Below are 25,566 nucleotides of genomic sequence, written 5' to 3'. Positions count from 1 at the left end.
CAGGGAAGACCGGGTGCCGGCTGGCACCCACGGTCCACTGTGCGAAGGTTGCGCTACAAGAGGCTGCACAGCGGCATACAGGTGAAGCCCAACACACGGCCTTCCCTGCGCAGTGGTTTGACGGCTTATGCCGAGCTCTCCCCGGGGAGCGATGCACTATTGCCCCCGTCGCCTTGCGGATGGCTGATGCTGCGTGCCCGGTCGGGCAGCGACATCACCACAAGACTTGACGCACAGACCCCGGGCGTCAGGACGACACGGTTTTGCCGTACGCTAATAGCACCGGTCGTGTGCGCGACGCCTTCGCTCACGGTTGCCCGCCCTGCAAAGCCCTTCGCGCCGATGTGACTAGCGTCCACCGCAGCTCACCCCGCGTTCGTGACGATCGCGATACGCCCCGCTGACAGGGATGAGGTGGCGACTGAATACGCCAAAGTCGAATTTCGGTAAAGTAGAATCTTTTCGCGCGAGCGGATTGACCCGTCGTTTGGGTGTTTTGCCCGTCGGGCAACGCAAGGGCTTGTAGCCCGGATGGAGCGAAGCGTAATCCGGCACCCTGTATCCGTTAAACGAATCCCGGATTGCGCTTCGCTCCATCCGGGCTACGGATCATCTCCTCACGGCCGGCGGCAGACCAGGTCGATCTCGATCAGCGCGTCGTAGGCAAGCCCGGTGACACCGACGCAGGTGCGGGCCGGCAGGCGGTCGGGCGGAAAGAACGCGCGATATGTCTCGTTCATCGCGGTGTAGTCTTCCTTGAAACGCGTGAGATAGATGCGTGTCATCACGACGTGCTCGAAACCGAGATCGAGGCCCGCCAACACCACCTTCAAATTCTCCATCACCGCCCTCGTCTGCGCCACGATGCCCTCCGGCAGCACGCCCGGGATTTGCGGCGTGTCCGGCATCTGGCCGGTGACAAAGACAAAACCGTCGGTCTCCACCGCGTGGCTGAAGGGCGCGACCGGCTTGGGTCCGCCGCTGATCATGTGGAATTTCACTGGAGTATCCTTCGGTTTAAGGCGCGTCCAGAAACAGGCGCTTGCTGATGATCGCGTGCACGCCCCAATTGCCGTCGACCACCTGCGTGACGCCGAAGTCGACGGCGGCCGACATCAGCGCGATCGCCTCGTCCTCGCTCAACCCCTTCACGTTCATCAGGAAGCGTCGCATCTTGCGAAACGCATCTTTCATGGCGAGATCGAGCGAGGACTTTGCGTAAACCTCGCTCTGGCCCTGAGCGCCGAACTCGGCGAGGTAGTTGGGATGGCTGAATCCGGTCAGGACCCAATCAGATTCGGTTTCGATCAGGGGATAAGAGAGATCGGCGAAGGGTTGGCCGGAGAGGTCGGCCTTCTTGTGCAGGATCACCTCGAAGGTTCCGGTCATCGAGCATTCAATCGCGGTGCCGCTCAATTCGCCGTCGCCTTGCGTGGCATGGGGATCGCCGACCGATAACAATGCGCCGGGAACGGAGACCGGAAGATAGACGGTCGCCCCCTTCCCCAAGCGCCAATTGTCGAGATTGCCGCCGAAATAGGACGGCGGCACGGAGTCGATGAAATCGACCTCGCGCGGCGCCACCGCGATCACGCCGAAATGCGGGCGCAAGGGAATGCGGATGCCGTCGAGCACGGCGTGGCGGCGCTTCACGGTGCCGGGCAAGACCGGAACGCCGGGATAGTCGTAGGTGGCGTGCACCACGCCAAACGGGTCGGTCTGCGGCTCCCAGCGGTAGGAATACAGCGCGCGGGCATGCGGCGCATCGGTATCGTCCAGGATTTCGTAGATCGTCACGACCTCGCGCGGCTTCGGTCCTGAAAGAAATTCGTCGTAATGATAGCCCCACCAGGCCGCGACCGAGGAGCCGAACACGCGCCCTGAATGTTTCGGATGACGACTTGTGCGCGGTACGATGTCGAGGATCCGGACTTCCAGCACGTCGCCGGGCTGGGCGTCCTTCACCGACACGGGCCCCGTGCAGATGTGCACGCCAAAGCCTTCGCCGGCGCCGCGCCCGAATATGCTGGCATCCATCGGACCCGCGCCGCGGCGATCCACGTTCTTCCTCGCCTTGGTCCAACCGAATACACTTTCGGCGGCGGTATCGCCCGCGATCATCAGCTCAGGATCATCGGAGGCATGCTGCGTTAGCGTTTCGATCGTGATCGTATCACCCGAATTGATCTCGAGCTGCGGCTGTAACGCGCGACTGAAATATCCCCAATGAACACGGTGGGCTTCGATCGGAAGATGATGATGCTTGCGTTCGGCCGTTCTCGGCTCGTCGATGTCGGTTCGGGCGAGATTGCCGCGCGCCTCGGCGCTCGCCGGGTGCACGCGAAGCTGCGCCAGCGCATCCTGCGGCCAGCCGCGCTGACCGGCTATCCCCTGCTGGGTCGTCGCCCGCTCCGCTTCCTGCTGGCGAAACTCGCGCGGCGGCAGCCCGAAGCGATGGCGGAAGGCGCGGCTGAAATGCGCGGAATCGCCAAACCCATAGGCGTAGGCGATCTCCGAGATTGAGCGATGCGCCTCGGACGGATTGGACAGATCGGCCCAGGCGCGCTGCAGCCGCCGCTCGCGAACGTAATGAGTAAAGTTGTCGCCGACCGTCTCGAACAGCTTTTGCAGATAGCGCTCGGAAATCCCTTCGGCCTGCGCGACGCGCGCCGGCACCAGTCCGGGATCGTCGAGGCGGCGTTCGATGGTCTGGCAGATCCGGTGCAGGAGTGCCGACTGCGTCGCGCTCGATCCGGCGTCGGACGTCGAAGCCGCCAATTGATGGGCGAGTGTCAGCAGCAGATCGACGAGCGACTGCGTGACCGCATTCCATTCGGCATCGCTCAGCGTGTCGAGCGTGCGCGCGGTCGCGTCCATCAAGCGCGCGAAGACATCGGCAAAGCCGCTGGGCGGAACGACCCTGGGTTCGCCGAGCCGCGGCCTGCCCGAGAGGCGGCCGTGCAGCGCCTCCGAGGTCACCGACAGCACGACGGCGCGCATGTCGCGCTGGAATACGATGCTCCAGTCCCCGCTCCGCGGCAGCAGCACGAGATGGCCCACCGGAACGATGCGATGGCCGGCGGCGCTCTTGAGCACCATGCCGTCCTCGACCGGCATCAGCGCAATCGGCAGGTCTTCGTTGGCCTGCGGACGCGGACCGATGGTCTGGGCGCCGGCCGCCATGCGCGTCAGCGCAACGCCTGCGGCGTGGCGATGTGACGCCGTTGCGTGCCCATCCAGGAAGCAATGGCCTGCCGCCGGCTGCAGGCCGACCGCGGCGAGCACGTCCCGCCAGGCTTCGGGGCGGTCGTCTTGAGCGTAGGACTCGCTCGTGAAAGGACGGAAGCTCATCGGATCGACCCAGATTGCAGTGGATCGAAGCAACCTCTGTGCCAGACGAACGTGGTCATCCGTCGCAGCGAGGGGCCGCAAATGACGGTCTTTTGTCACGTCCTCATCCTGGAAATGAGCTGTTCTTCAAAGTGTTGGAGCGCGATGTCAACGTCGAGCACGATGTGTAGCCTGGATGGAGCGAAGCGTAATCCGGGGGCCTTTTGAGTCCGGCGTGACAAACCCGGATTGCGTTGCGCTCCATCCGGGCTACGGCCCATCAGTCGCACCGAAAGATGTTTTTGCGGATCGTGCCGTGAACTCCCCAATTGGCATCGACCACCTGGGTGACGCCGAAATCGGCGCCGACCGATAGCAGCGAAATCGCCTCGTCCTCGCTCAAACCGTGCACGGTCATCAGGAACCTCCTGAGCTTGCGGAACGCATCGCGCATCGCACGGTCGAGACTCGAGTGGTTGGCAATCTCGGTCTGTGCGTCGGCGCCGAGCGCGGCGAGGTAGTTCGGATAGGTGAAGCCGTAGAACGACCACGCCTGATCGGTCTCCAGCATCGGATGATCGAGACCTTCGAGGCTGGTGCCGGCGAGATCGGCCTTCTTGTGCAGGACGAACTCGAAATCGCCGGTCAGCGAGGTTTCGATCGCGGTGCCGCCAAGCTCGCTGTCGCCTTGCGCGGCGTGGGGATCGCCGACCGAGAAATAGGCGCCGGGGATCGCGACCGGATAGAACATCCGCGCCCCCTTGCCGATGCGCCAGTCGTCGATGTTGCCGCCGGTATAGCTCGGCGGGATCGAGCTGACGAAATCGGCCTCCGACGGCGCGAGCCCCATGGTGCCAAAATGCAGCCGTGCCGGCACCCTGACGCTTGTGAGGATGTTCTCGCGCTTCTTGATGGTGGCGTGATCGACGCGCACGCCGGGATAATCGATGGTCGGATGCACGATGCCGTCGGGGTCGGTCTGGGGCGTCCAGACGTAGTTGTAGACCGCTTTGGCGCAGGGCTCGCCTGACGTGTCGAGCTCGAAGATGGTGACGACCTCGCGCGGCTTCGGCTCCTCGATCAGATCGTGATAGTGAAAGCCCCAATTGGCGGCGATGTTGGAGCCGAAGCAGCGCCCGGCATGACAGGCGCTGCAGCTCGGCCGCGGCCGGATATCGAGGATGCGCACTTCGAGGATGTCGCCGGGTTCGGCGCCTTCGATCGCGACCGGACCGGTGAGGAGATGCACGCCGATCCCCTCGCCTGCTCCGCGGATGAACGGGCCTTCGGTCGGGCCCGAACCGCGCCGCCCGACGGCCTTGTGCTCGCGCGTCCATTGGAACACGCTCTCGGCGCCGGGATCACCCTGGATCATGCGCTCGTAGTCATCATTGGCGTGATGGGTCAGCGTCTCGATGGTGGCGCGATCCCCCGAGCGCAGGGTCAGGGCCGGCGCGACCTTCTTGGAGAAATAGCCCCAGTGGACGGTCTTCGGCGAAACCGGCAGCGTGACATGCTTCATGAGGTGGCCTCTTCTGGAAACGCGGTCTTGAACGGTGTGGGTGCGGCTCTCATCGCACCACCTCCGGAGTTTTGTCGGCTTCCATCACGCTGAGGAAACGCGCGGTCAGCGGATTGCGGGGGTTGGAGAGCACCTCGTGCGCGGGCCCCTCCTCGATGATCGTGCCGCCGCTCAGGAACGCGACGCGGTCGGCGACCTCGTCGGCGAAGCGGATCTGGTGCGTCGAGATGATCATGGTGAGGCCGTCATCGACGGCGAGCCGCCGGATCACCTCCAGCACCTCGCTGACGAGCTCGGGATCGAGCGCCGAGGTCGGCTCGTCCAGGAGCAGCACGCTGGGGTTCGGGGCGAGCGCTCGGGCGATCGCGACGCGCTGCTGCTGGCCGCCGGAGAGATGCCGCGGCAGCGCGTCGGCGCGGTGCGACAGCCCGACCCGCTCGAGCAGCTCGGCGGCGCGGCGATCGGCATCAATGCGGGTCATGCCGTGCACCCAGCGCAAGGGCCCGGCGATGTTCTCCTTGGCCGAGAGATGGGCAAACAAATTGAATTGCTGGAACACCATGCCGACGCCCACGCTTGCCCGCTCATTGGCGATCGCGCGGGGCGGCAGCAGCTTGCCGTCGTCGCCAAAACCGAGGCGGCGGCCGCCGACACGCACCGTGCCTCCGTCCCAGCTTTCGAGATGATTGATGCAGCGGAGCAGCGTGCTCTTGCCGGAGCCGCTGGGCCCGAGCAGCGCGACGACCTCGCCGACGCGTACGGTGAGATCGAGGCCGGCAAGCACCTTTTGCCCGCCGTAGCTCTTGGTGAGGTCCTTGGTCTCGACCGCGATGTTGTTGCGTGAAATCGTCGCCGCGCGCCGGGTGCGTTCCTCGCGGGTCAAGGCCAGCGGTGGCGTGTCGGTGAGCTCAGCCTGTGCAGGCACTTGGACGTCGACGATCGCTGCGGCAAGTTCGAGCTTGGTGGCGAGGTCGACGCGACGCCAGGGCAGGTAATCGGCGAGCCTGCGCTGGCGGCCCTTGGTACGATCGAGATCGAGCAACCATTCGACGAAAAGCTGGATGATGCTGATGGCAAAGGTCAGCACCAGGTATAGCAGGCCCGAGGCGAAGAAGATCGAGAAGAAGTCGAAGGTCGAGGACGCAAGCTGGGTCGAGCGCAGGGTCAGCTCCTGGACCGCGACCACGGAGGCGAGCGACGAATTCTTCAGCGCACTCACGGCCTCGTTGCCGAAGGCCGGGATCATGGTGCGGATCGCCTGGGGCGCGATCACCCGCCACATCAGGATCCGCGGCGTCATGCCGAGCGCCTGGCCGGCCGTCACCTGCCCGCGGTCGACACCGAGCACGCCGGCGCGCAGCATCTCGGCGATGAACGGCGCCTCGTTGCAGGCCAGCGCAAGGCCGGCGGCCAGCACCGCCGGCAGCTTGATCCCGATATGCGGCAACGCGTCGTAGGCGAACACCATTTGCAGGATCAGCGGCGTGCCGCGGAAGATCACGGTGTAGGCCCTGGCGATCGCCGCCAGCAGCCAGAAGCGGGAGAGCTGCATGCCGGCGAGGATCAATCCAAGGATCAATCCGCCGCCGAGCCCGAGGGCAGTCACCTCGAGGGTGAGCTCGATGCCCTCGAGCAGATACGGCATGCTCAGGTAATGGAGGAATAGCGACATCAGTCGGCCGTCAGAATGTCAGGCTCCTTGAAGTTGTTCACGTCGAGCCCATGCTTCTTCAGAAGCTCCATATGCGTGCCGGCCTTCTGCACCTCGATCAGGGCTGCGAGCACGGCGTCGCGGAATTTAGGCTTGTCCTTCGGGACGGCGATGCCGACCGAATACGGGATCGTCACCGCGGTCGCCTTCTCCAGCTTGTCCGGATAGGCCTTCACCGCGCTGTCGACGGTGTTGACGTCGTTGACATAGGTGTCGGCACGACCGGCGAGGATCGCCTGGATGCAGTTGGCGTTGTTGTCGTAGAGCTGGACGGTCGGCTCGGCCTTGCCGGCCTTCTTGCACTCAGGCATCAGCGTCTGGATCAGCGGCACCTCGACATAGCCGGTGTTTTCAGCGGCAGCGGCGCCGCACATCGACATGTTGATGCCGTTGATGCCCTTCGGATTGCCCTTGGCGACCAGCACGCCGTCGAACACTTGCGAATAGGTGATGAAGTCGGCGGCCTTGGCGCGCTCCTTGGTGGCGTAGATGTCGGAAATCACGATGTCGGCTTGTCCCGCGGCCAGCGTCGTCAGGAGCGCCGCGAACGTCACCGGCTTGTAGGTCAACTTGAAGCCGAGGCATTCGCCGATGGCTTCGCCGAGATCGATGTCGAAGCCGATATACTTGCTCGGATCCTTCGGATCGATGGTCTCATAGCCCGGCGTGTGCGGGTTGATGGCGTTGACGAGGGTCTTGCCCTTCCAGTCCGGATATTTGTCCTGGAGCGCGGCGCAGGCCGCAGGCGCCGCAGCCTGCGCGCTCAGGGGCGCGGCTGCCAGCGCGCCGAAAGTGACCGCGGCGCCGAGTGCGGCCTTGTGCCAAGACAGCGATGCACGTGCGTTCCCCCGCGCCTGGGGCAATACGGGTCTCTCCATCTCCAGCTCCTTCGAATTGTCATGGCAATGGCCATGTTCCAGATCGCGGAAGCGAGCCTAGGAGGAGAGCGGACCGGAAAGCTTGTCCGCGGGCGTACAAAAAATTGGATGGAGGGAGCCCGCCATTTGGGCAGGCAGCTGCTCAAAAACTGTTCGTGAATGCGGGACGCTGTAGCGCGCAATTGCGAATTCGGGGAAACCACATGATCTTGCGTGACGCCGCGATCTGCACGATCAGCGAATCATGCGGTGAGGTCATTTGACAGAGATATGACAATCAAAGGACGCATCTGCGGCCGACATCCGAAGCACATCCCCCGCCGTCCCCAGCCTGTCCGCAGCATACCCACAGGTGTATCCACAGGACGACTATGCCGGATTCGCCTGCCCGCGCGAGCCACTTGCTGCGCACAAACCCACAGGGCCGGTATGTCAGCCGCCGGCCTGATCGAACACGATGCGGCAAGCCTCACTCAAGCTTGGCCTGTTACGGCGCAGGCAGGCCGTGATGGCGCGGACGTTGGGGATTTCGCCGGCGCAGAGCCGGTAGACGTCGGGGGTACAGGCCCGGCGCTGCTCGGGTGTTCCCTGCTGCGCATGGGCGGCGGAGGCAAACAGCGTCAGGAACAGCCCGACCGTCGAGGCCCGGCGCGCCCGGCTTTTCACGCCCGCAAATCGCAAGAACCGCGCCTTCATGACCAGTCTCCCGTCTGCTTTGCCCGACCGGCCTGTATTGGCCGGTGTGCAAAGGGGTAGGAGAAATAAACAGCGAAAGATGTGACATCCTTCACACTGCGGGCACCCCGGCAGGAACCTAAGTTTCCCAACGCGATTTCATCAATCGCTAACCAATCGGGACCCGATTGGCGGATCGTTAAAATGCGATCGATCGGCTCAACCGGGAAACAAACCGGCTTTGCGATATTGCGCCATCCGCGGTCCGGAGGGTGTGATGAGCGAAGCCGAATTCAACTTGCTGCTGGATGCCGTCCAGGACGCCATGGTCCATGAAGATCTGGCGTTCGTGCCGGGGGAGGATCTCGTGCCGCGCTCGTGGACGTATTACGCGAAGCCCAACGCCTCCGCGAAGCCCAAAGCCGCCAATGACAATGAGGGCGCCTGGCCCTTGGTGCCTTTCCCGGACGGCTGGTACGCGGCCTGCTGAAGCCAATTTCACCGTGAGCCGACGCGCCCGCGCTCCGCGGGCGTTTTGCTATGGCAGCTACGCGGTGAAAATCCCGCGTGATCGCGATCAGGTCTTGACCCGCTCTCCGCCGTCCTGCGGCGCCTGGTCGGGTGCGGCCGGCGGAAAGATGCTGTCATAGATCGCACGGGCCTCGCGGATGAGGCGGGCCCGCTCCAGCTCGGATTTCGGGACAAATCGGACGGTTTCGCTCACGTGCTCTCCAGCGCTCGATCGTTGGGATGCATCACTTCGCAGATGCGAAGACTATGCCAGCGGGCTGAATGGCGGGTTTCCGCCGGGCCCCGGGCAAACCCGGTGTGCGCGGCCAGCACGCATCGCCCGCGCGGGCCGATGGCAGCCGCGATACGATCGAATATTGCTGAAATATCAGGAGGTTGAGATGGAGGCCACGTCGGGACTCGAACCCGAGTAAACGGTTTTGCAGACCGGCGCGTAACCACTCCGCCACGTGGCCCCAACGAGGGCGGAGCAATATAGGGGATCACAGGTTTAGGCAACCCCGACCGGACCAGCTACGCCTTCGCGCCGCCGAGATATTGGCCGAGAATTTCATCGGTCGCGCCGGCGGCCACAATCCACCCCTCCTCCAGCAGGATCGCGCGGTTGCAGGTGCTCTTGATCAACTCGATGTCGTGCGAGGCGAGCACCAGAATGCCGGCGCGTACAACGATCTCGTCGAGCCGCTGCCGCGCCTTCTTGCGGAACTGCTGGTCGCCGACGCCGATCCATTCGTCGAGCAGCACGATCTCGCCCTCGACGGCGGTTGCGACTGCAAAGATCAGGCGCAGCATCATGCCGCTGGAATAGGTGCGCAGCGGCAGGTCGAGCCGGTCGCCCAGTTCGGTGAATGCGGCGATCTCCCCCCGCTTGGCGTCGATCTCGGAGCGCCGTGCGCCGATCACGAGGCCACGCCGCATGATGTTCTCGTAGCCGGTCGCTTCCTCGTCGAATCCGGCCGAGAGATCGAACAGCGGCAGACAGCGGCCCAGCACGTCCACGCTGCCCGACGTCGGATGGTAGATGCCGGCGAGCACCCGCAGCAGCGTGGTCTTGCCGGCGCCATTGGCGCCGATGATGGCGACGCGATCGCCGGCACGGATGTCGAGGTTGACGTCATTCAACGCGGAGACGATGTGCGGGGTCGCCGTGGTCCGCCGCAGTGTCATCGCGTTGACGAACCGGCTGCGCAGCGAGCGGTCGCGGAACGACAGCACCGGAAACCTTACCGAGACGTTGCGAAGCGCGATATGAGCTGCGGGGGTCATATCTCGTGCCTCACAGCCAATACGCCACACGATGGCGGTATTTCGCGTAGCAGCCGAGGCCGATGACGGCCACGACGGTCGCATAGATGACCCCGAGGAGCCATTGCTCCGCATCGGTCGACTGCGACAGTAGCGGCCTGCGCACCAGATCGAGCAGCGTCGCGAACGGATTGGCGCGGATCAGCCAATAAAACGCGGTGCCGCGCGCGCTGTCTTCGGTCCAGATGATCGGCGTCAGGAAGAAGACGAATTGCAGGCCGCTGACGATCGCCGAGCCGATGTCACGAAACCGCGCGCAGAGCATACCGAGCGCGACCGAGCCACCCAGCAGCACAGTGAGCAGGATCGCGAAGCCCGGTACCGCGAGCAGCATGCTCCCATGCAGCGGCCACGGCATCAGGAGATAGAGCAGGACGACGATCACCAGATGATGCGCGAAGATGAGGACGTTGCGCGCCATCATCTGGAGCACGTGCACGATCAGCGGCGCCGGCACCGCCTTGATCAAATGGCCTGATGCCACGAAGATGTGGGAACCTTCCTGGAGCGTCGTCGCGATCAGCGTCCAGACGATCAGGCCGACGGCAAAGTGCGGCAGAAAGCTCGTGATGTCCTGTCTGAACAGTGCCGCATAGACCGTGCCGACGCTGGCAATGGTCGCCGCGAGCGTCAGTGTGATCCAGAGCGGGCCGATCACGGTACGCCGATAGCGCAGCGAAACGTCCATCAGGGCAAGCGTGCCCCAACGATCGAACCGCGCCGCCTGGGCAAGGATCTCCTTGGCTGCAAGCTGAATGCGACGGCCCCTTCGTTTCCGGCGTTCCGATCGTGCGAGAGCATAGCAGATAGCGGCCTATTGGCCGACGGTCTCTATCCGCCCGCCTCTCGCGGGACAATCGGCCGTACGGATGATCCGGACCGGAGTCAGGCTCGCTTGACCCGCCGGACACCGCGCCGGCGGTCCTTCACCGGCGGCTTTGGCGCCAATTCGGGCATCTCGGTCTGGACCTCGCGGTAGCGGGTTAACATCCGTTCAAAGCTGGCATTCAGCGTCTCGGCGATGTCCGGGCGCTTCTCCAGAGCGGAGAGGATCGTCGCCGCAGCCTCGATGGTCGACAGTCCGTCCTTCCGAGGCTCCTTGCGCAGGCGCCCGTACCGCGATGGGGTGGTCGGGTTCAGGATGACGCGCTGGCATTTCAGCATCCACGGGTTGCGCCACCACAGGGCCTTGGCTTGGCTCCAGGTGCCGTCGAGCAGCACCACACCTTCGAGCTTGCCGAGGCGCGCGCGCTGGTTGTCCGCGACCTCGCTCTTGCGGTTGAGAGCCAGGATTTCGCCCTCGGCCTCGAGATCGGTGGCGTGCGCCGAGCCGAGATAGAGCACCGCCCAGTGCGAGGCGTTCTCGATGGGTTGCCCCAGCGCTTTCGACAGGCTCGGCCAGGACAGGCCGACCCGCAGCGTGGCACCGGCGAAATGCTTCGCAAGCAGCCGCGCAGTGCCGAGCGCCCTGTCCTGCTCCTGCGGATGCTGAAGGATCAGGAGCGAGAGCCGGTTCTTGATGGGCGTGACGCTGTCGCAGATGCACAACGGCATCGGCTTCTGGCAGTGCGGGCATTCGGGGATCGGATCGGCCGGCGCGGCGGCGGTGGGGTTCGACATAGTCGCCGCTATACGCTCTGCACGGCGGTTCAACAACCCGCCTATTCCGCCGGCGCGGCCAGCGGGCGCGGTTCGGAGCGGCGGCGCAGGCGGTCGACCAGCAGGTAGATCACGGGCGTGGTGTAGAGCGTCAGGATCTGCGAGACGAACAGCCCGCCGATGATGGTGATGCCGAGCGGACGGCGGAGTTCCGTGCCGGGCCCGGTCGCGACCACCAGCGGAATGCCGGCGAACAGCGCCGCCATCGTCGTCATCAGGATCGGCCGGAAGCGCGCCTGGCAGGCCTCGAAGATCGCCTCCGCCGACGACAGGCCGCGCTGGCGCTCGGCATCGAGCGCGAAATCCACCATCATGATGCCATTCTTCTTGACGATGCCGATCAACAGGATGATGCCAACGAAGGCGATCACGGTCAGTGGCGTGTTGGTGAGCTGCAAGGCCAGCAGCGCGCCAAGTCCCGCCGAGGGTAGCGTCGAGATGATCGTGAGCGGATGGGCGAGGCTCTCGTAGAGCACGCCGAGCACGATATACATCGCCACCAGCGCGCCGAGGATCAGGAGCGGCTGGCGGCCGCTGGTCTTGGCGAAATCGCCAGCATTGCCATCAAAACTGCCGCGAATGCCTTCCGGCATGTGCAGCTCCTCGACCGCGCGCTGGATGTTCTGCGTTGCGGCCTGGATCTGCACATCCGGCAACAGGTTGAACGACACCGTGGTCGATGGGAACGACTGCGAATGATAGACCGCGAGCGCGGCGAGCCCGCGCGTCGCATGCACCACGGCCGACAGCGGCACCTGCGCGTCGCCCGCGCCGGCGACATAGATGCGATCGAGGTTGGAGGGGTCGACCTGGAATTTCGGGTCGATCTCCAGCACGGTCATGTACTGGTTGCGCTGGGTGTAGATGATCCCGATCTGCCGCTGCGAGAACGCGTTGTTGAGCGCGTTGTCGATATCCTGGACGCGGACGCCGAGTGCGGAGGCCTTCTGGCGGTCGATCGACAAGGTCAATTGAAGCCCGCCGGGATCGCGGTCGCTGGAGATGTCGGTGATGCCTTCGACGCTCTCCATGCGCTTGGCCACGATCGGCGCCCACTTTTGCAACAGGCCGAGGTCGGTGCTGGTCAGCGTGTATTGGTAGTCGGAATCGCTCTGCCGTCCGCCGGCGCGCACGTCCTGGGCGGCGAACATGAACAGGCGGATGCCGGGCACCGGGTATAACGCCCGCCTGAGACGGTCGATCACCACCTGGGTCGAGACGTGGTCGCGCTCCTCCGGCGGCTTCAGGCTGATGAACATGGTGCCGCGATTGGAGGTCGCGCCGCCCGGTCCGCCGCCGCTGCCGACGGTGGAGCCGATGCCGGCCACTGCCGGATCCTGCATCACGATGTCGGCGAGCCGCTGCTGCAGGCTCAGCATCGACTGGAACGAGATGTCGGCCGAGGCGCGCGTCGCCCCGATGACGAAGCCGGAATCGTCGGTCGGGAAATAGCCCTTAGGGATCTTGATGTAGAGCGTAATTGTTAGGCCGATGGTGGCGAAGAACACCAGCAGCGTCAGCAGCGGATATTCCAGCACGGTGCGCAAGGTGCGGGTGTAGAACGCGACGATGCGCGACAGCGAGCCCTCGATGATCCGGTCGAACAGGGTCGCCGTGCCAGACGTGGTCTGGCGGATGTAATGGGCGCAGATCATCGGCGTCACCGTCAGCGACACCAGGGTCGAGACCAGGATGGCGAAGGTCAATGTCAGGGAGAACTCGCGCAGCAGCCGGCCGACGACGCCATCCATGAAGATCAGCGGCGTGAAGGCCGCGATCAGCGACAGGCTGATCGACACGACGGTGAAGCCGATCTGCCGGGCGCCGTCCAATGCCGCCTGGAGCGGGCGCATGCCGTGCTCGAGATTGCGGTACATGTTCTCGATCATGACGATGGCGTCGTCGACCACGAAGCCAACGGAGATCGCCAGCGCCATGAGCGAAAGATTGTCGATCGAGAAGCCCGCGACCCACATGCCGGCGCAGGTTCCGGCCAGCGCCAGCGGCACCGAGATTCCGGCTGCGATCGTCGGCGTGAGCCGTCGCAGGAATACGAACACGACGACCATCACGAGAATGGCAGTCGCGAGCAAGGTCCACTGCATGTCGAGCACGCTGGCGCGGATCGTACTGGTGCGGTCGACCAAGGTGGAGATATCGACCCCGGCCGGGATCCACTGCTTCAGCGCGGGGATCAGCGCCTTCACCCGGTCGACGGTATCGATGACGTTGGCATCGCCCTGCTTGGTGATCTGGATCAGCACAGCCGGCTGCTTGTTGAACCAGGCGATGGAACGGGCGTTACGGACGGAGTCCTCGATGTCGGCAACATCGGAGAGCCGGACGAAATTGCCCTTCGCGCTCTTGATGACGATGTCGCGGAACTCTTTCGCCGTCCGCATCTGCTTGTTGAGCGACAGCGTCTCGCTCTGGCGCTCGCCGTTGAAGATGCCGACCGGACCGAGCGGGTTGGCGTTGATAATCGCAGTTCGCACGTCGTCGGTGGCGATGCCGGCATTGGACAGCGCGACAGGATTGAGCTGAATCCTGACCGCCGGCTGGTCGGCACCCGAGATCGTCACATTGCCCACCCCCGGCACCTGCGAGATGCGCTGCGCCAGCACGGTGTCGGCGACGTCGTAGACCGCGCTGGCGGACAGCGTCTTCGAGGTCAGCGCCAGCACGAAGACCGGCGCGCCTGCGGTGTTCGCCTTGCGGAAGCGCGGCAGCGTCGGCAAATCGCTCGGCAGGTCGACCAGCGACGCATTGATTGCCGCCTGCACGTCGCGGGCGGCTTTGTCGACGTTGCGGCCGATGTCGAACTGGAGCTGGATGCTGGTCGTGCCGAGTGACGAAGTCGAGGTGATCTGGCTGATGCCCGCGATCTCGCCGAGCCGCCGCTCCAGCGGCGAGGCAACCGTCGCGGCCATGACGGACGGGTCGGCGCCAGGACGGCTGGCCGAGACGAAGATGGCGGGAAAATCGATGTTCGGAACCGAGGCAACGGGGAGGAACTCGTAAGCCACGATACCCAGCAGGAACAACCCGATCGACAGCAGCGTGGTCGCGACCGGGCGGCGGATGAAGGGCTCCGAGATCGATGCCATCACTGCATCCCCTCGGTCGCGCCCGCGACGGGCGGACCGCCGGATTCGGCCGGCGGCAGCGCCTGCTCGAGGCGGCGGTTGATGCGGTCGAGGGCGAGATAGATCACCGGCGTGGTGTAGAGCGTGAGCAATTGGCTGAGCAGCAGGCCGCCGATAATGGAGATGCCGAGTGGGAAGCGCAGCTCGGCGCCGGTGCCGCTCTCGATCGCCAGCGGCAGCGCACCGAACAGGGCGGCCAGCGTCGTCATCATGATCGGACGGAAGCGCAGCAGACAAGCCTGTACGATCGCCTCGTTCGGCGACATCCCCTGCCCGCGCTCGGCCTCGAGCGCGAAGTCGATCATCATGATCGCGTTCTTCTTGACGATGCCCATCAACAGGATGATGCCGATCAGCCCGATCACCGAGAGATCCTGCCCGCACAGCATCAGCGCCAGGATCGCGCCGACGCCGGCGGACGGCAGCGTCGAGAGGATCGTGATCGGATGGATGTAGCTCTCGTAGAGCACGCCGAGCACGATATAGATCGTGATCACCGCGGCCAGCAGCAGCCAGGGCTGGCCGGCGAGTGCCTTGGCGAATTCGGCGGCGTCGCCGGCATAGACGCCGACGATGCTGTTGGGCATCTCGATCCGGGTCTCGATGGTCTTCACGGCCTCGACGGCATCGCCAAGCGCCGCGCCCGGCGCGAGGTTGAAGCTGAGCGAGATCGACGGGAATTGCGCCTGGTGCGAAATCGCGAGCGGCGCGGTGGTGCGCGTCAGCGTCGCCACGGCGGAGAGCGGCACCTGCGCGTTGGGCGCACCGGCGGTCGCGCTCGCCGCGCCCGGCAGATAAAGCTTCGACAGGATCGAGGGATCGCGCTGGTACATCGGCAGCGCTTCCAGCACCACGCGGTACTGGTTGGCCTGGCCGTAGATGGTCGAGATCTGGCGCTGCGCGAAGGCGTCGTTGAGCGTGTCGGTGATGCCCTGAAGGCTGACGCCGAGCTGGCCGGCGCGGGTGCGGTCGACCGTGAGCTGCGCCCGCAGACCGCCTTCCTGCGCTTCCGAGGAGACGTCGCGGAACAGCGGATCGCGCCGCATTTCGGCAACCAGCTTGCGCGCCCATTCCGACACCAAAGCGGCGTCGGTGCCGGTCAGCGTGTACTGGTATTGCGAACGGCTCGACTGGGTCGAGATCTGCACGTCCTGCACCGGCTGGAAATAGACGGTCATGCCGGGGATGGCGGCCACCCGCCCCTTCAGGCGGGTGATGACGACGCTGACATCGTCGCGCCGCTCGCCGCGAGGTTTCAGCGTCATGACAAGACGGCCGACATTGGTGGTCGGATTGACCGAGCCTGCACCGATCACCGAGACCACGCCGGTCACATCGGGATCGGCCTTGATGGCGTCGGCCGCCTCGGCCTGCCGCTTCTGCATCTCCGCAAACGAGACGTCGGGACCGGCTTCGGTCACCGCCGTGATCGAGGCGGTGTCCTGCAGCGGCAGGAAGCCCTTTGGCGCGACGACATAGAGCGCCAGGGTCGCGATCAGCGTGGCGAAAGTCACGACCAGTGTCGCGCGCTGGCGCTCCAGCACCCAGAGCAGCGTGCGGTGATAGAACCCGACGGTGCGGTCGATGAAGCGGCTGACCGCGGCAAGACCCGGCACTGCCAGCTCTTCATGGGCATGCTTCAGCAGGCGCGAGCACATCATCGGCGTCAGCGTCAGCGACACCACGGCGGAGGTCACGACCGCGATCGTCAGGGTCAGCGCGAATTCGCGGAACATGCGGCCCACAAGGCCCGACATGAACAACAGCGGGATGAACACCGCAATCAGCGATACCGTCAGCGAAATCACGGTGAAGCCGATCTCGCTGGCGCCCTTCAGCGAAGCCTCCATCGCGCTGTCGCCGTTTTCCATGTGGCGGACGATGTTCTCGATCATCACGATGGCGTCGTCCACGACGAAGCCGGTGCCGATGGTGAGCGCCATCAGCGACAGATTGTCGAGGCTGAAGCCGGCAAAATACATGATGCCGAAGCTCGTGATCAGCGACAGCGGCAGCGCCACGCCGGCGATCAGCGTGGCGCGTAGCGAACGCAGGAACAGCAGCACCACCAGCGTCACCAGCACGACGCTGAGGATCAGCGTGAACTGCACGTCGCGCACCGAGGCACGGATGGTGACGGTGCGGTCGGAGACGATGGTGAGGTTCACGCCGGCCGGAATAGCGCGCTGGACCTTTGGGATTTCCGCCCGGATCTGGCTGACGACGTCGATCACATTGGCGCCGGGCTGACGCTGGATGTCGATGATGACGGCGGGCGAGCCCTGGTACCAGCCGCCGGTGCGGTCGTTCTCGAGCCCATCGACGATCTGGGCGACGTCGGCGATCGTGACCGGCGAGCCGTTGCGGTAGGCGATGATGACAGGCTTGTAGGCGTCGGCGGCGGCGATCTGGTCGTTGGCGGCGATGATGTAGGATTGCTGCGCGCCGTCGAGCGAGCCTTTCGGCCCGGAGACGTTGGCACTGGCGATCGCGGTGCGCAGGTCTTCCATGGCTATGCCATAGGCGGCGAGCCGCGCGAGATCCGCCTGGATGCGGACGGCTGGCTTCAGTCCGCCGAGCACAGAGACGCGCCCGACGCCGGAAATCTGGCTCAGCCGCTGCGCCAGAAGCGTATCGGCGATGTCGCTCATCGCCCGCAACGAGATTGTGTCGGAGCGCAGCGCCAACGTCATCACCGGCGCATCGGCCGGGTTCACCTTGGCGTAGGTCGGCGGATAAGGCAGCGTCTTGGGCAGCACGCCGGCCGCCGCGTTGATCGCAGCCTGGACGTCCTGGGTGGCACCGTCGATGTCGCGGTTGAGATCGAACTGCAGCGAGATCTGGCTGACGCCGAACGAGCTCGTCGAGTTCATCGCCGACAGCGACGGGATCTGGCCGAGCTGCCGCTCCAAGGGCGCGGTGATCAGCGAGGCGATCACGTCGGGGCTCGCGCCGGGCAATTGCGTCGTCACCTGCACGGTCGGGAAATCGACCTGCGGCAGCGCGGACACCGGCAGCGCGAAATAGCCGAGCAGCCCGCCAATCAGAAGCGCGATGCCGAGCAATGAGGTCGCGATCGGACGGCGGATGAAGGGTTCGGAGACGCCCATGGGATGCGCCTGCCGCTCAGGCGGCTGTTGTCGGGATCATGGCTGCTTAGCTCCACTTCCCGATGCACCCGGACTTGACGGAGGCCCTGGTGCCGGTCCGGTCTGGCCCTTCTGGTCGCCTTCGCTGCTCTTGCGCTTGGCGCGGAACTCGCCGTCCTTGTCTTGTCCGTCCTTCTGGCCGTCTTTTGCGCCGTCCTTCTTTTGACCATCCGGCCCGCGCGAGCGCTTGCGCGGCGCGAGATCGGCCGACGGGGTCTGATCGTCGCGCCCGATGACCACCTTGGAGCCGTCGGACAGATTGGCAAAGCCCGTCGTGACGACCTTGTCGGTCGCCGACAGGCCACTGGCGATGACGGCGTCATGCTCGTTCTGCTGCGTCACCGTCACCGGCTTGGCCGAGACGATGTTATCCTCGCCGATGACATAGCTGAAGGTGCCGATCGGTCCGCGCTGCACGGCCGAGGTCGGCACCACCAGTGCCTGGGTCAGGGTCTCGACCTTGAGGCGGACATTGACGAACTGGCCCGGCCAGAGCTGGTAATTGGCGTTGGGGAATTCGGCCTTGAGCCTGAGCGTGCCGGTGGTCTGGTCGACCTGGTTGTCGATGCCGGTGAGCTTTCCGGTGTCGATCACTGTGAGGCCATCATTGCCGAACACGTCGACCGCGAGCGCGCCCTTCGACGCGGCGGCATTGACCCGCATGATCTGCTGCTGGGGCAAGCTGAACCACACCGCGATCGGCTGCAATTGCGTGATCACCACGAGGCCGGTGGTGTCGGAGGCGTGGATGATGTTGCCTTGATCGACCTGGCGCAGGCCGGCGCGGCCCGAGATCGGCGCCACGATCTTGGTGTAGCTCAGCGTCGCCGCCGCATTGTCGATCGCGGCCTGATCGGCCTTGACCAGCGCCTCGGTCTGCGCGACCAGCGCGCGCTGGGTGTCGGCCTGCTGCTTGGATCCGGCGTTGGACGCGGCGAGCTGCTCGTAGCGCGTGAGGTCGATACGCTGGTTGGCGAGCTGGGCCTGGTCCTGCGCCTTCTTGGCGACCGCCTGATCGTACGTCGCCTGATAGAGCGCCGGGTCGATCTCGCCGACCACGTCGCCTTTCTTGACGTCCTGTCCCTCGGTGAAATTGACCGCGATCAGCTTGCCGTCGACCTGCGAGCGGACGGTCACGGTGTTGAGCGCGCGGATCGCACCGACGCCGTCGAGATAGACGGGAACGTCCTGGATGCGGGGCGTCGCCGCCAGCACCGGCACCGGCAGATCCGGCCGTTGATTGCGGCCGTTCGCCTGCTGCGGCTGCTGGTGCCAGGTGGTCCAGCCGTAGTAGCCGAGCCCGCCGAGGATCGCCAGCGTGATCAGGGTCATGACGAAGCCGCGCCCGCGCGACTTCTTCGCCGTTCCCTCCTTCACGCCTTGCTTGGTATCCGGCTTAAAGAGCATTGACCGGTTTCTCCATCCTCGGCTCCCAGCCGCCGCCGAGCGCCTGATACAGGCTGACGATAGCAAGAAGGCGGGCAAGTTGCGCCTGCGACAGCGCGTCTTCCGCCTGGAACAGGGTCAGTTGCGTATTGAGCACGGTGACGATGTCGGCCGTGCCCGCGCGCAACTGCTGCTCGGAGAGATCGAATGCGCGGCGGGAGGCGTTGAGGACGTCACGCTGCAATTGCAGCCTGATCGTGGTCTGCTTGATCGAAAACAGCGCGTTGTCGACATCGGCAAAGGACTGGATGATGGTCTTGCGGTAAGTCTGGAGCAATTCGTCCTGCCGCGCCTTGGCAAATTCGAAATTGCCGAGGATCTTGCCACCGTCGAAGATCGGCTGCGTCGCGCTGCCGACGAGCTGGAAGAACGCCGCATGCGGCTGGAACAGCGAGACCAGGGCCGAGCTTTGATAGCCGCCATTGCCGGTGAGCTGGATGGTCGGAAAGAACTGCGCGCGGGCATTGCCGACGTTCGCTGTCGCGGAGGCGAGCTGGGCCTCCTGCCTGCGGATGTCGGGCCGTTGCGTCAGGAGCTCCGACGGCAGTCCCGGCGTCACGCGCGGAATCGCGATCCGGTTCAGCGAGCCGCCGAGCACGCGCACGCTCTCCGGCGGCCGCGACACCAGGACTGCAAGCGCATTGACGTTCTGGTCGAGCGTCTGGCGCAGCGGCGGCACCAGTGCCTTCTGGTTTGCGAGCACGCTCTCCTGCTGGGCGACGTCGAGGTCGGTGCCGGTGCCGGCCTTGCGCCGTTCCCTGACGGCATCGAGGATGCGTTGCGCGCTCGCGATGTTGCGCTGTGAGGTCCTGATGCGATCCTGCGAGGCCAGCACCTGGAAATAGGCGTTAGCGACGCCTGCAAGCGTGGTCAGCGCAACGACGTCGCGATCGAAGCGGTTGGCATTTGCCGTCTCTTCCGCCGTTTGCAGGGCGTCGCGATTTTGGCCCCAGAAATCGAGCTGGTAGCTCGCGCTCAGCGAAGCCTGGTAGTTGACGACCTCACGGCCGCCATTGGTTAGCCCCGAGGCGGAGGAACCGGAGGTGCGCGAATAGGCCTCCTGCCCGGTGCCGGACAGGCTCGGCAGCAGCGCCGCACCCGCCTGCCGCGCCTGAGCGTCGGCCTCGACGATGCGCGAAACGGCGGCGGCGATGTCGAGGTTGACGGTGTGCGCCTCTTCCATCAGCTGTGTCAGCTCCGCGGAGCGGAAGCTGCGCCACCAATCCAGCGACGGCGGCGCATCGGCCTTCCCGGCATATTTGTATTGCGTGGGAACGTCGAGCGCGGGATCAGGAAGATCCTGCGTCAGCACGCAGGCGCCCGAACCGGCGGCGAGGCAAGCGACCGCAAGCCAGCGCGCCGCACGTCGCGTCCGGGACGTCGCGCCTGGTGACCGCCGCACGGCGATCGCCGGAACACGTTGTGTCACATCCACCCCCCGCCGGGCAGATCGAACCGCCGCCGCGCGGCCGGATTAGCCGATTCGCAGCGCGGTCGTCGGGGGGCTTTGGACAACTCGTTCACAAGTGATGCTTTCGGCGAAATTGTGCGCCTCATACTAGCCGGACGCGGAACCGCGGGACAGTCCCGCAGTTGCGATGTGCCCCCCAAAGCGCGACGATCTTAGAGCTGAGAAAATACAAAAGGGTGCTGTCCTGCAGGTGTTTCTTGAATTTCAGGGCCGTTCCTGAGTGCGTTCGAGCTTACCAAGATTTCATGTGATACTGCCGCCACACCGACGCCAACCCCCTCCAATCCGCCTGCACCGCTCGCGATGCGGCTTCAGTCCGGCCGCGAAACCGGGCCTGGCCACTTTCGCGAGGTTGTCCATTATCGGAAAACGAATAAGCGTTCGTCGTGCCGATATCTTGACCGCCTCCCGCGTACTATCCGCACTCTTCGACGGCGACGGCTGACATCCAATGGAGGGTGCGCTGGCGACGACCCTTATCTTCCATGTTTTGGCAGAAGCCGGCCACATCCTCCTACCGATATCCCGCGGCGTAGCACAGCAGCAGCGGCGATCTCTCCTTCCAAATTTTCACTGCTTACGGGGATTTTCGCGGGTTTCGCCGCAGCGCAAAAGCCTTCCCCTTTGGCATTTCAAGCACTAGGTTCTGGCCAACCTAATCAACCCCTTGCCAGTGATTTCCCCTGACATGACCATCAAAAACGACGTTGTCGAAGCCATCGGCAACACCCCGCTGATCAAGCTCAAGCGCGCTTCCGAACTGACCGGCTGCACCATCCTGGGCAAGGCCGAATTCATGAATCCCGGCCAGTCGGTGAAGGATCGCGCCGGCAAATGGATGATCCTCGAGGCCGAGAAGCGCGGCCAGCTCAAGCCCGGCGGTCTCGTCGTGGAATCGACCGCCGGCAATACCGGCATCGGTCTTGCGGTCGTGGCCAGCGCCCGCGGCTACCGCACGCTGATCGTGATCCCGGAGACGCAGAGCCAGGAGAAGAAGGATTTTCTGAAGCTGTGCGGCGCCGAGCTGCTGGAATCGCCGGCCCTGCCCTATTCCAATCCGAACAATTACCAGCATGTCGGCCGCCGTCTTGCCGACGAGCTGCGCAAGACGGAGCCGAACGGCGTGCTGTTCGCCGACCAGTGGAACAACCTCGACAATGCGAAGGCGCATTACGAGTCCACAGGTCCCGAGATCTGGGAGCAGACCGGCGGCAAGATCGACGGCTTCGTCTGCTCCGTCGGCAGCGGCGGCACGCTGGCCGGCACCAGCCGCTTCCTGAAAGAGAAGAGCAAGGACGTCAGGATCGCCTGCGCCGACCCGCACGGCGCCGGCATGTATGAATATTTCAGAACGGGCGATGCCAAGGCGACGCCGGGCGGCTCGATCACCGAGGGCATCGGCCTCAACCGGGCGACCGCAATCGTCGAGAGCGCAAAGGTCGATGACGCCTATCTCATTCCCGATGCGGAAGCAGTCACGGTGATCTACGAACTGCTCCAGCACGAAGGCCTGTGCCTCGGCGGCTCGACCGGCATCAACGTTGCCGGCGCGATGCGTCTCGCAAAACAGCTCGGGCCCGGCAAGACGATCGTCACCGTGCTTTGCGATTCCGGCAGCCGTTACCAGTCGAAGCTGTTCAATGCGGACTTCATGCGCGCCAAGAGCCTTCCTGTGCCTGAATGGCTGGAGAAGCGCAGCAACATCAAGCTGCCGTTCGTCTAGAACGTTCCGGAAGCCGGCCGTCTAGCTCCAGTTCGAGCGAGACGATCCCTGCGACACCCGCGCGAGGCGCTCGTTCGATAGCGAAGGCTTGTTCGCGCGTGTGCGCGGCGGGAGGGGAGCGCCGTAGGAGCCCTCGCTGTCGCCGCTCGGCCAGAACATGAGCGCGAGCATCAGCGCGAGGTTGACGAGCGCGCCGACCGCCGTTGCCTGGTGCTCCTCCCCGATCGCCCAGGCCGGAAACCGGCCCGCGACGACATGGTCGACGATCATGAGCGCGAACCAGGCAGGCACCACGCAGACCGGATCCCAGCCGATGTCGCGGATGCGCATCGATTGCAGCGTGAGGGTCGCAACTCCGAAGAACACGATCGCGGCGATCATCGCCCAGCTCTTGGTGAGGTCTTCGGGTCGGATCGCGCCGGGCGAGGTGTTGTTCAGCACGGCCATTGCGATTGCAAAGCAGATCGCCGTCATCACGATCGCAAGCGCGACCGTCGCGAGGAAGAAATGCAATCGCCCGAGCCGGGCGTTCAAGCCGAAGACGAAACCGAGCATTGGCGCACCCTTTTGGCGCCACATGCCCAGAGATAGCTTTCGGAGCCATGAACCGGCACGGTCGCGCAGCGCCGCATGGTTTCCGGAGGACTAAGGTGGCCGGCGCAATTCGAGGCTACGCCCCAACCGGCAGGGTCAGGCGCCCCCGCTGCCTTCGACAGCCGCGGCACAATAGTCGCGCCAGAACTGGCGATAGCCCGCTTCGACCTTGCGCGTGTAGATTTCGACATTGCCGGCGGGAGACGCTGCGATCCGGGCCGGCAAGTCGCTGCGCAACCTCGCCAGATACGCCGGCTGCGCCGCATATTTGCAGGCGATCGCGGCATAGCCCTCGTCGTCCTCGGCGACCCAGTCGTCGAGACCGACCGCAGCCACGATCGAACCACCGGCACGCGACGAGGCGCCGTTGCCAAGCTTGGCCACGACCGGAACGCCCGCATAGAGCGATTCCCAGGTGCTGACGCCGCCGTTTTGCGGGAATGTGTCGAGCGATATGTCGACGTTCGCAAACGCCCGCAGGTGCTCGGGGCGCGGCGACGAGCCCAGGCAGGTGACATTCTCCTCGGCAACGCCCTGTGCCACGAACCGCGCGACCAGATTGTCGCGCAACATGGGATCGTCAAGCAGAGTATGCTTGATGATGATCTTCGAACCCGTCACCTCGCGCATCACTTTCGACCACACCCCGATGGCCTCGTCTGAGATCTTGTAGATGCGGTTGAACACGCCGAAGGTGACATGGCCGTTGCGGAGCATGGGCGGCTCCGATGCAGGTAGATCCAAAATGGGATCGATCGTGATCAGGCACGGCAGGTCGTAGACCTTTTCAGCCAGCAGATGGCGCGCCGATTGCGGAATGAAGACCGGATCCGCGAGCACGTAGTCCATGGTCTGAAGGCCCGTGCCCGTGGCGTGACCAAACCCGGAGACTTGGATCGGGGCCGGCTTGCGGGCGAAGACATGGAGCCTGTTGCCGGTCGTGTGCCCGGATACGTCGATCAGGATATCGACCTTGTCGGCCTGGATGCGATCGGCCAACTCGTCATCCGACATCTGCCAGGCGTCGACCCAGACATCCGCCGAGGACCTAAATGCGGCGGTCATCTCATCTCTTACCGGCGAGCACGAATAGCAGACGATCTCAAACCTGGCGTGATCATGATGGCGCAGCACCGGCAACAGAGCGAACGCCGCCGAGTGATGCCAAAACTCGGCAGCAACATAGCCGACCACGATCCGCCTGTCGGGATCAAGCTGCCGGGGGGCAAGAGTCCTTCGCGGCAACTTCGAGCCGATCGCGTCCCACCACTGCTTTCGTGCGGCCTGCTGAACCGCGAAATCGGCCTCGGAGAGATAGTCGAGGAAGAAGATCTTCCGGCCGATCAAGGATGCATCCGGCACAATGGCCAGCGCCGCATCGAGAAGCTCGATCGCCGACGCGATCTCTCCCTGATTTGCAAAACAAGCGCTCAGCAGCGCCATCGCGATCGCTGAGCTTGGATATTCCTCCAGCAACATGGTGCAGGCTAAAATCGCTTGCGCCGTGTTTCCCATGGCGAGCGCGACTTGTGCCTTCCCCTGCAAGGCCACCTCGAGCTTGGGCGCAAGCGCAAGGGCCGCGTCGAAATCCGCCGCCGCCTGTTCCAACCTCGACGTCTCAAGATTGAGCCGTCCACGGTTCGCCAGGATTTTCGCCGAGCCTGGCCTGATCGCGAGCGCCGCCTCCAGCGCGCCTTTGGCCTCGTCGAAGTTTTTGAGCTCGATATTGACCAAACCTTTGCCGACGAGCGCCTCGACGTTTCGCGGCTGAAACAACAGTGCGCGCTCGAAGCTCTGTTTGGCGCGATCAAGCTGGCGCAGCGCGAGCTCTGCCAGGCCGCGATTGCAAAGCGCATCGGCATGATCGGGCTTCAGCCCGATCGCGCGATCGTACATTTCGATAGCCTGCTCGACACGGTTTAGATGCAACAAGGTATTTCCGAGATTGGCCAAGGCCATCGGTAAGCTGGGCTTCAACGCGATGGCTCTCTCCAGGGACGTACGCGCGTCCTCATATTCCCCAAGTGCGAAATGCGTGGCTCCCAAATCGGAAAAAGCCTGTGCCGAGCGTGGGTCGACCGTCACGGCATATTTGAGGGCCTGTTTCGCTGCCTCGAAGTGTCGGCTCGCGAACGCGCCCAAGCCAAGCAGGTGCAAGGCGCCGAAATGCTCCGGAAGTTCATTCAGGATCTGGCGGCAGAGCGCCTCGGTCTCCGCATACCGGCCCTGGCCATAGGCCGCATTCGCGGTCGAAATGATCGCGTCCGCCTGCTTCTTCAATTTCTTCTGCAATCGCGCGTTCTGGAACGCGCGCGCGCCGGCGCCGCTGCTCTGCAAGGATTCTCTCCGGAGGATGTCCGAGACGATTCTAGCTGATTCGCGGCCAGAGCCGCCGGTTTAGGCGGCCCGGCAATCCCCCGGAAGAT

Annotated in this window: 18 protein-coding genes and 1 tRNA gene; 2 read left to right on the top strand and 17 right to left on the bottom strand. The window is 64.6% G+C overall.

The genetic code is table 11. The features are described 5' to 3' along the window. Nucleotides 1-617 precede the first annotated feature (617 nt). The 6 genes from IVB13_RS39900 to IVB13_RS39875 all read right to left on the bottom strand — a co-directional run bounded on the left by IVB13_RS39900 (nt 618) and on the right by IVB13_RS39875 (nt 8,137). A complete protein-coding gene (locus IVB13_RS39900; RefSeq protein ID WP_026233445.1) occupies nt 618-1,001 on the bottom strand; it encodes a RidA family protein in 384 nt (127 codons plus the stop codon). 16 nt (nt 1,002-1,017) lie between these two features. Next, nucleotides 1,018-3,351, bottom strand: a complete 2,334-nt coding sequence (locus tag IVB13_RS39895; RefSeq protein WP_018457810.1) for an acetamidase/formamidase family protein — start codon at nt 3,349-3,351, stop codon at nt 1,018-1,020. Nucleotides 3,352-3,610: 259 nt separating this feature from the next. Further along, entirely contained in the window at nt 3,611-4,852 is a 1,242-nt protein-coding gene (locus IVB13_RS39890) for an acetamidase/formamidase family protein (RefSeq protein WP_018457809.1), read from the bottom strand. A 49-nt stretch (nt 4,853-4,901) separates the two neighbouring features. Then, complete coding sequence (locus IVB13_RS39885; RefSeq protein ID WP_018457808.1) at nt 4,902-6,524, bottom strand: amino acid ABC transporter permease/ATP-binding protein; 1,623 nt, start codon at nt 6,522-6,524, stop codon at nt 4,902-4,904. Beyond that, entirely contained in the window at nt 6,524-7,441 is a 918-nt protein-coding gene (locus IVB13_RS39880; protein WP_247492750.1) for an ABC transporter substrate-binding protein, read from the bottom strand. Before IVB13_RS39880 ends, IVB13_RS39885 begins: the two co-directional genes overlap by 1 nt. Nucleotides 7,442-7,873: 432 nt before the next feature. Next, nucleotides 7,874-8,137 carry a hypothetical protein gene (locus IVB13_RS39875; protein WP_018457806.1) on the bottom strand — a complete coding sequence of 88 codons (264 nt, stop codon included), beginning with the start codon at nt 8,135-8,137 and terminating at the stop codon, nt 7,874-7,876. Between the two features lie 256 nt (nt 8,138-8,393). Here IVB13_RS39875 and IVB13_RS39870 point away from each other — a divergent pair, with 256 nt between their 5' ends. Further along, on the top strand, nt 8,394-8,606 hold the full coding sequence (locus tag IVB13_RS39870; protein ID WP_018457805.1) for a hypothetical protein: 213 nt from the start codon (nt 8,394-8,396) through the stop codon (nt 8,604-8,606). Nucleotides 8,607-8,693: 87 nt separating this feature from the next. Here IVB13_RS39870 and IVB13_RS39865 read toward each other — a convergent pair whose 3' ends face one another. From IVB13_RS39865 to IVB13_RS39825, 9 genes are all read right to left on the bottom strand, one after another. Continuing rightward, the gene (locus IVB13_RS39865) at nt 8,694-8,840 is read right to left on the bottom strand and encodes a hypothetical protein (RefSeq protein ID WP_018457804.1); all 147 of its coding nucleotides are present in this window, start codon (nt 8,838-8,840) and stop codon (nt 8,694-8,696) included. 188 nt (nt 8,841-9,028) lie between these two features. Continuing rightward, nucleotides 9,029-9,102: transfer RNA gene (locus IVB13_RS39860), tRNA-Cys, on the bottom strand. A gap of 58 nt (nt 9,103-9,160) precedes the next feature. Next, a complete protein-coding gene (locus IVB13_RS39855; RefSeq protein ID WP_018457803.1) occupies nt 9,161-9,913 on the bottom strand; it encodes an ABC transporter ATP-binding protein in 753 nt (250 codons plus the stop codon). Nucleotides 9,914-9,923: 10 nt separating this feature from the next. Beyond that, a complete protein-coding gene (locus IVB13_RS39850; protein WP_085385242.1) occupies nt 9,924-10,640 on the bottom strand; it encodes an ABC transporter permease in 717 nt (238 codons plus the stop codon). A gap of 197 nt (nt 10,641-10,837) precedes the next feature. Further along, on the bottom strand, nt 10,838-11,572 hold the full coding sequence (locus IVB13_RS39845; protein WP_018457801.1) for a tRNA-uridine aminocarboxypropyltransferase: 735 nt from the start codon (nt 11,570-11,572) through the stop codon (nt 10,838-10,840). Between the two features lie 41 nt (nt 11,573-11,613). After that, nucleotides 11,614-14,718: an efflux RND transporter permease subunit gene (locus IVB13_RS39840; protein WP_018457800.1), complete on the bottom strand. Its 3,105-nt coding sequence runs from the start codon at nt 14,716-14,718 to the stop codon at nt 11,614-11,616. Further along, nucleotides 14,718-17,867 carry an efflux RND transporter permease subunit gene (locus IVB13_RS39835; RefSeq protein ID WP_018457799.1) on the bottom strand — a complete coding sequence of 1,050 codons (3,150 nt, stop codon included), beginning with the start codon at nt 17,865-17,867 and terminating at the stop codon, nt 14,718-14,720. Before IVB13_RS39835 ends, IVB13_RS39840 begins: the two co-directional genes overlap by 1 nt. A gap of 36 nt (nt 17,868-17,903) precedes the next feature. After that, complete coding sequence (locus IVB13_RS39830) at nt 17,904-19,313, bottom strand: efflux RND transporter periplasmic adaptor subunit (protein WP_247338011.1); 1,410 nt, start codon at nt 19,311-19,313, stop codon at nt 17,904-17,906. Continuing rightward, nucleotides 19,303-20,787, bottom strand: coding sequence for an efflux transporter outer membrane subunit (locus IVB13_RS39825; RefSeq protein ID WP_026233443.1), 1,485 nt, complete (start codon nt 20,785-20,787; stop codon nt 19,303-19,305). Before IVB13_RS39825 ends, IVB13_RS39830 begins: the two co-directional genes overlap by 11 nt. Before the next feature lie 724 nt (nt 20,788-21,511). Between IVB13_RS39825 and IVB13_RS39820 the strand changes: the two genes are divergently transcribed. Next, nucleotides 21,512-22,546, top strand: coding sequence for a cysteine synthase A (locus IVB13_RS39820; protein WP_204511168.1), 1,035 nt, complete (start codon nt 21,512-21,514; stop codon nt 22,544-22,546). Nucleotides 22,547-22,567: 21 nt separating this feature from the next. Here IVB13_RS39820 and IVB13_RS39815 read toward each other — a convergent pair whose 3' ends face one another. Both IVB13_RS39815 and IVB13_RS39810 read right to left on the bottom strand, forming a co-directional pair. Next, nucleotides 22,568-23,101 carry a DUF805 domain-containing protein gene (locus IVB13_RS39815; RefSeq protein WP_018457795.1) on the bottom strand — a complete coding sequence of 178 codons (534 nt, stop codon included), beginning with the start codon at nt 23,099-23,101 and terminating at the stop codon, nt 22,568-22,570. Nucleotides 23,102-23,236: 135 nt separating this feature from the next. Continuing rightward, a complete protein-coding gene (locus IVB13_RS39810; RefSeq protein WP_018457794.1) occupies nt 23,237-25,477 on the bottom strand; it encodes a glycosyltransferase family 41 protein in 2,241 nt (746 codons plus the stop codon). Nucleotides 25,478-25,566 lie beyond the last annotated feature (89 nt).

The sequence above is a fragment of the Bradyrhizobium sp. 17 genome (assembly GCF_023073515.1).
GTDB lineage: Bacteria > Pseudomonadota > Alphaproteobacteria > Rhizobiales > Xanthobacteraceae > Bradyrhizobium > Bradyrhizobium canariense_D.
This window is presented reverse-complemented; position numbering and strand designations above follow the sequence as displayed.

Bases quoted from the DNA above. Each gene is read 5' to 3' on its own strand.
- IVB13_RS39895 (WP_018457810.1), bottom strand. From the start codon at position 3,351: ATGAGCTTCCGTCCTTTCACGAGCGAGTCCTACGCTCAAGACGACCGC.
- IVB13_RS39890 (WP_018457809.1), bottom strand. From the start codon at position 4,852: ATGAAGCATGTCACGCTGCCGGTTTCGCCGAAGACCGTCCACTGGGGC.
- IVB13_RS39885 (WP_018457808.1), bottom strand. From the start codon at position 6,524: ATGTCGCTATTCCTCCATTACCTGAGCATGCCGTATCTGCTCGAGGGC.
- IVB13_RS39880 (WP_247492750.1), bottom strand. From the start codon at position 7,441: ATGGAGAGACCCGTATTGCCCCAGGCGCGGGGGAACGCACGTGCATCG.
- IVB13_RS39875 (WP_018457806.1), bottom strand. From the start codon at position 8,137: ATGAAGGCGCGGTTCTTGCGATTTGCGGGCGTGAAAAGCCGGGCGCGC.
- IVB13_RS39870 (WP_018457805.1), top strand. From the start codon at position 8,394: ATGAGCGAAGCCGAATTCAACTTGCTGCTGGATGCCGTCCAGGACGCC.
- IVB13_RS39855 (WP_018457803.1), bottom strand. From the start codon at position 9,913: ATGACCCCCGCAGCTCATATCGCGCTTCGCAACGTCTCGGTAAGGTTT.
- IVB13_RS39850 (WP_085385242.1), bottom strand. From the start codon at position 10,640: ATGGACGTTTCGCTGCGCTATCGGCGTACCGTGATCGGCCCGCTCTGG.
- IVB13_RS39845 (WP_018457801.1), bottom strand. From the start codon at position 11,572: ATGTCGAACCCCACCGCCGCCGCGCCGGCCGATCCGATCCCCGAATGC.
- IVB13_RS39840 (WP_018457800.1), bottom strand. From the start codon at position 14,718: ATGGCATCGATCTCGGAGCCCTTCATCCGCCGCCCGGTCGCGACCACG.
- IVB13_RS39835 (WP_018457799.1), bottom strand. From the start codon at position 17,867: ATGGGCGTCTCCGAACCCTTCATCCGCCGTCCGATCGCGACCTCATTG.
- IVB13_RS39830 (WP_247338011.1), bottom strand. From the start codon at position 19,313: ATGCTCTTTAAGCCGGATACCAAGCAAGGCGTGAAGGAGGGAACGGCG.
- IVB13_RS39820 (WP_204511168.1), top strand. From the start codon at position 21,512: ATGACCATCAAAAACGACGTTGTCGAAGCCATCGGCAACACCCCGCTG.
- IVB13_RS39815 (WP_018457795.1), bottom strand. From the start codon at position 23,101: ATGCTCGGTTTCGTCTTCGGCTTGAACGCCCGGCTCGGGCGATTGCAT.